Source organism: uncultured Fretibacterium sp. (assembly GCF_938040765.1).
In the GTDB taxonomy this organism is placed as follows: domain Bacteria; phylum Synergistota; class Synergistia; order Synergistales; family Aminobacteriaceae; genus CAJPSE01.
On the sequence record NZ_CALIAA010000090.1, the window covers coordinates 1 to 4,757 of the forward strand.

The 4,757-nt window shown below is 66.2% G+C and carries 5 protein-coding genes; 3 read left to right on the plus strand and 2 right to left on the minus strand.

Annotated elements, in window-relative coordinates:
* Positions 1–953 (minus strand): S8 family serine peptidase (locus Q0176_RS03370; protein WP_299299224.1); only part of this gene is annotated, 953 nt, incomplete at its 3' end.
* A 441-nt stretch (positions 954–1,394) separates the two neighbouring features.
* Between Q0176_RS03370 and Q0176_RS03375 the strand changes: the two genes are divergently transcribed.
* Together Q0176_RS03375 and thiW are read left to right on the plus strand one after the other, a co-directional pair.
* A complete protein-coding gene (locus tag Q0176_RS03375) occupies positions 1,395–1,715 on the plus strand; it encodes a putative heavy metal-binding protein (RefSeq protein WP_299299226.1) in 321 nt (106 codons plus the stop codon).
* Positions 1,716–1,909: 194 nt separating this feature from the next.
* Entirely contained in the window at positions 1,910–2,452 is a 543-nt protein-coding gene (thiW, locus tag Q0176_RS03380) for an energy coupling factor transporter S component ThiW (protein WP_299299228.1), read from the plus strand.
* A gap of 7 nt (positions 2,453–2,459) precedes the next feature.
* On the opposite strand, the gene Q0176_RS03385 is transcribed toward thiW, so the two are convergent.
* On the minus strand, positions 2,460–3,476 hold the full coding sequence (locus Q0176_RS03385; protein ID WP_299299230.1) for a PTS transporter subunit IIC: 1,017 nt from the start codon (positions 3,474–3,476) through the stop codon (positions 2,460–2,462).
* A 228-nt stretch (positions 3,477–3,704) separates the two neighbouring features.
* On the opposite strand from Q0176_RS03385, the gene ftcD reads away from it, so the two are divergent.
* Positions 3,705–4,604, plus strand: a complete 900-nt coding sequence (gene ftcD, locus Q0176_RS03390) for a glutamate formimidoyltransferase (RefSeq protein WP_299299232.1) — start codon at positions 3,705–3,707, stop codon at positions 4,602–4,604.
* Positions 4,605–4,757 lie beyond the last annotated feature (153 nt).

A 4,757-nucleotide genomic window follows, 5' to 3' on the forward strand; every position in this document is an offset into this window, starting at 1 on the left:
TCGCTGGGGGCGTCATAGGGCGCAGGTTTGCCCACCTCCAGCCCCTCGTTCCCCGCCGCGACGACGATCACGGTCCGGTCCATGTTGTCCAGAATCTTGTAGACAAGCCAGTAGGGATCCGGCAGCGACTGAGCTTCGCTCGGAGTTATGTCCGCGTACCCTCCCAGCGAGAGGTTGATTGCGGCGACCTTCATCTGCGGATTTGTGCGAAGGAGGGAGATCAGGTAACTGAAAGCCTCCACGGTCCAGGAGGATGGACCGGCCCCGTCCGCGCCCATGATCCGCAGCGCGATCAGCCGCGTCGTCCAGCTCACTCCCGCGACGCCCAGGCCGTTGTTCCCCACGGCCCCGATCGTCCCCGCAACGTGCGTCCCGTGTCCGTGGGCGTCGGCGTAGCCTTGGCTGCTCTTGGAGAAATCCCGGCTGAGTCCCGTATCCAGGTTCGGCCGAAGGTCCTCGTGGGCGGCATGGATACCCGTATCCGCAACCGCGACGTATACGTCCGTGCTGCCCGTCACGACGTCCCACGCCTCGGGAGCGCGGATGGCCTTCAGTCCCCAAAGCTCTCCCGAGGCGTATCGGGGATCGTTGGGCTGCCGCATGGTCCGGGTGATGTAGTTTGGAGCTGCCGCGAGCACGTCGGCCCTCGCCCTCAGGTCCTCCACCAGCTGCTTTGCCGTTACGGTCTCGGATCGGACCAGCGCGAAGACGCCGTCGCCGGCCTCGGACAGGGCCCCGTAGGCCTGCATCACCCGTGCCCCGGAGGCCGCCGCCAGCGCCGCCAGGCGGAACGATTCCGCCCCGCGCTCCACGGAGGCCGCCGTCACGACGGCGCCGGGCGCCTTCTTGAAGACCACCAGCGCCTCGCCCTCGACGCAGGGGGCGGCAAGGGCCCCCCCTGGAGCTGTCAGCAGCCCCAAAAGGACCGCGGCGAGCAAAAACGACTTTCTCATCTCTTCCCCTCCATTTTTCTGCGGGCCCGCCCGACGTTTCAAAAACGCAGGCAGCCGCGCGGCAAAAAGGCCTGCCCACATCGCCGTGCCGTACTTGTCCGCACGCTTGTGATTTCAAGAGTAACTTTAGGGCAAAACCCTCTTTCAGTCAACGATTTTCCGTATTTTGCCGCTGCCCGGGGATAAGGTCTCTTTCGCGGAATACGGGCGATCGGCCCGGGGCCGTTTTGCCGTCCGTGGGAAAATCGGGGGCCTTTGAACCCGGACGGCCGGGTTGCGCTTGCCCCCGTCCCCCCGAGGGCCTACAATAATTCTGGGGAGACCCCTCGTAAAAAGCACGAACGTGCGGGGGAGGAAATGAGAGGGGACCTGCGGAGCCCATGTGTCCGAGTCCGCTTGTCCCTGTGGAAAGACATAGCAGGAAAGGGAGGTCTTCGCGGCATGATCGTGACGACGACGCCCGGCATCGAGGGGCGCACCATCAGGGAGTATCGGGGTATCGTGTTTGGCGAGGTGGTCGCCGGGGTCAATTTTCTGAAGGATATCGGAGCGGCGCTGCGCAACGTCTTTGGGGGCCGTTCCAAGGGGTACGAGGAGGAACTGACCCGTGCCCGGACAGAGAGCCTGGCCGAGATGGGCCAGAGGGCGGCTGCACTGGGGGCCGACGCGGTGGTGGGGGTCAAGATGGACTACGAGGTGCTGGGCGCGAACAACGACATGTTGATGGTGACCTGCAGCGGAACGGCCGTGAGGTTGGACTGAGGCCCGAAGAGCCCCCTCGGTCCCGCCCCGTTCCGGAACGGCTGTTGCCGGATCGGGGAGAGGGGCGGAACCGCCTGGAACGCCGGCAGGGGCCTGATGACGGGATAGGGCGCGTGGACAAGGCTTCGCGCCGGAGCGGCAATGAAGATACGGGACGATGATAATACGAGATGAAGACAAGGAGGCATCCTTCGATGCACGAAACCTGCGAAGACCGAAACTCTGCGGCACCCGGAACGCATTTGCGGGCCATGCTCCTGGCCGCGCTCCTCGCGGCGGCGGCCGTCCTGCTCGCGCCCTTCTCCTTTCCCGTCGGGCCCTCGCGATGTTTCCCCTTTCAGCATACGATCAACGCCGTGGCCGGGGTCCTGCTGGGGCCCTGGTGGGCGGTGGGCAGCGCGTTCGTCGCCAGCCTCATCCGCTATACGACGGGCATGGGGACGATCCTCGCCTTTCCCGGGAGCCTTTTCGGGGCGCTGGCCGTAGGGTTGGCGGCCCGTACGGTCCTGCGCGGGCAAGGGGTCGGGGCCTGGGCGGCCCTCGTGGAGCCCTGCGCCACAGGGACGCTGGGCGCCTTCACAGCGGCCCTGATCGTATCCCCCGGGGCGGTGGGGGGAATGTTCGCCACCCTCTCCGCCGCGTTTCTCATCAGCAGCGTTCCGGGCGCCCTCCTTGGCCTGGCCATTCTCAAAGGGCTCGAAAAGCGCCTGAGGGGCACGGCCAAAGCGGCGGAATAGCGCGGCGTCACGCCTCCCTGTCCAGCGTCATATCCCCCGGTCGGACCAACCCCCGGCCCTCGAGAATTCTGGCGAAGAACCAGGTGAGCAGGGCGGGGAGGACGAAATGCAGCAGGATCACGCCGGGCCAGGCGGACTCGCCCATCACGGCGAACGTGCCGATCTGCCCCACCAGGCCGCTCGTCCCCATCCCCGCTCCGACGCTGTTGTTCTTCATCCGGAAAAGCAGCGTCGCGAGGGGGCCCAGGACGGCCGAGGCGAGGGTCGGCGGGACCCATATCCAGGGGTTGCGCATGATGTTCGGCACCTGAATCATGGACGTGCCCAGCCCCTGGGCGATCAGGCCCCCGATCCCGTTCTCCCGGAAGCTCATGACCGCGAACCCGACCATCTGCGCGCTGCACCCCACCGTGGAGGCCCCGGCGGCGAGCCCCGAGAGCCCCAACGAGATCGCCAGGGCGGCGCTGCTGATCGGCAGCGTGAGGATCATCCCCATGATGACGGAGACGGCGATGCCCATCGGCAGCGGCTGCAGGGTCGTCGTCAGGTTGACGAGATCCCCGACGGCGTTCATTCCTCTCGCAATCCAGGGTGCGCAGGTCACGGCCGCGAGTCCGCCGCCGACGATCGTGGCGAGAGGGATCAACAGGATGTCGAGCCCCTTGCCGCCTTTTCCCTGCGCGATCTTGCCGCACAGGACCCCGACGAGAGCCGCGACGGCGGCCCCTACGGGCTCGCCGGGCACGGGCGCAGGGCCGGCAAAGGCCCCGGCCCCGACGGCGCCGACCGCCAGAGAGGAGAAGACCGCCAGAGGGGGAGCCGAGACGCTGCACGCGATGCTGGCCGCGATAGCCGGCCCCATGAGGATCTGCGCCGCACTGCCGAGTTTCGTCAGCAGGGGGACCGAGAGGTAGGCGCCCGCCTGCCTCAGGATCAACCCCACGATCAGGGAGGCGAAGAGTCCGCGCCCCATTCCATTCATTACGTCGATGACAAAGTCCCAGCCTTTCCGTTGTCTGTCCATCGAGAGTCCTCCTATGCTGACCGAGCTGACGGTCCGGTGTGATCCTCCGGTTCCATCCTGCATTCATTATAGTCAAAGAGGGGGAAGTGTAAAAGGCGGAGGGCACGGACTTTTTCGTTTTTTCGTCTTCGTCTATAATGCTGAGGCAAGGCGAACTCGAAACCATACGGCGCTTGAACCCATTGCGGATGCCGGAATGACCGGAATGAAAGGACAGGATGAGCGGATATGGCGAAGCTTGTGGAATGCGTACCGAACTTCAGCGAGGGGCAGAGGGCCGAGGTCATCGAGGCCATCATCGGCGAGGCGCGCGGGACGCCCGGCGTGACCGTCCTGGACCACTCCTCCGACCCCAATCACAATCGGACGGTGCTCACCTTCGTGGGCGAGCCTCAGGCCGCCAAGCAGGCGGCGTTCGCCTGCTGCGCCAGGGCCGCGGAGCTGATCGACATGGAGAAACACAGGGGGGGACATCCCCGCATCGGTGCGACGGACGTCATTCCCTTCATCCCCGTCTCGAACGTTACGATGGAGGAGTGCGTGGCCCTGGCCCACGAGCTGGGCAGGGAGATTGCTGACAAGCTCTCCATTCCCGTCTATTTCTACGAGGCCGCCGCAAAGCGCCCCTCGATGAAGGCGCTGCCCGACGTCCGCAAGGGGGAGTACGAGGGGCTGAAGGAGGCCATCAAAACGCCGGAACGCGCCCCCGACGAGGGGCCTCGGGCGATGCACCCCAGGGCCGGAGCTACGGTCGTCGGCGCGCGCCCCTTTCTGGTGGCCTTCAACATCAACCTGTCGACCTCCGACGTGGCCCTGGCCAGGCACATCGCCCAGACCATCCGCGCGGCCAGGGGCGGCTACGTGAACTGCCGCGCCATCGGCCTGGCGCTTGAGGAAAGGGGGATCACCCAGGTCTCCATCAATATGACGGACTACACCGCGACCCCGCTGCACCGCGTCTTCGAGACCGTCAAGTCCGAGGCCGCGCGCTACGGTGTCAGCGTCGTGGGCAGCGAGATCATCGGGCTCACCCCCATGCAGGCCCTCCTGGACGCCGCCGACTTCTACCTGCGTCTCGAGGGTTTCAAGCGCGAGCAGGTGCTGGAGGCCCGGTTGTTGGAGGAATAGTGTGCCGGGGGTCCGCGTCGCTTGAAAGCCGAGGGGGGGGTACGGGGGGCGTCGGCCCCCCGTGCTTTGAAATCGGAGGGTTTCAAGCGCGACCAGGTGCTGGAGGCTCGCCTGCTTGGGGGATAGCGCGCCGGGGGTCCGCGTCGCTTGAAA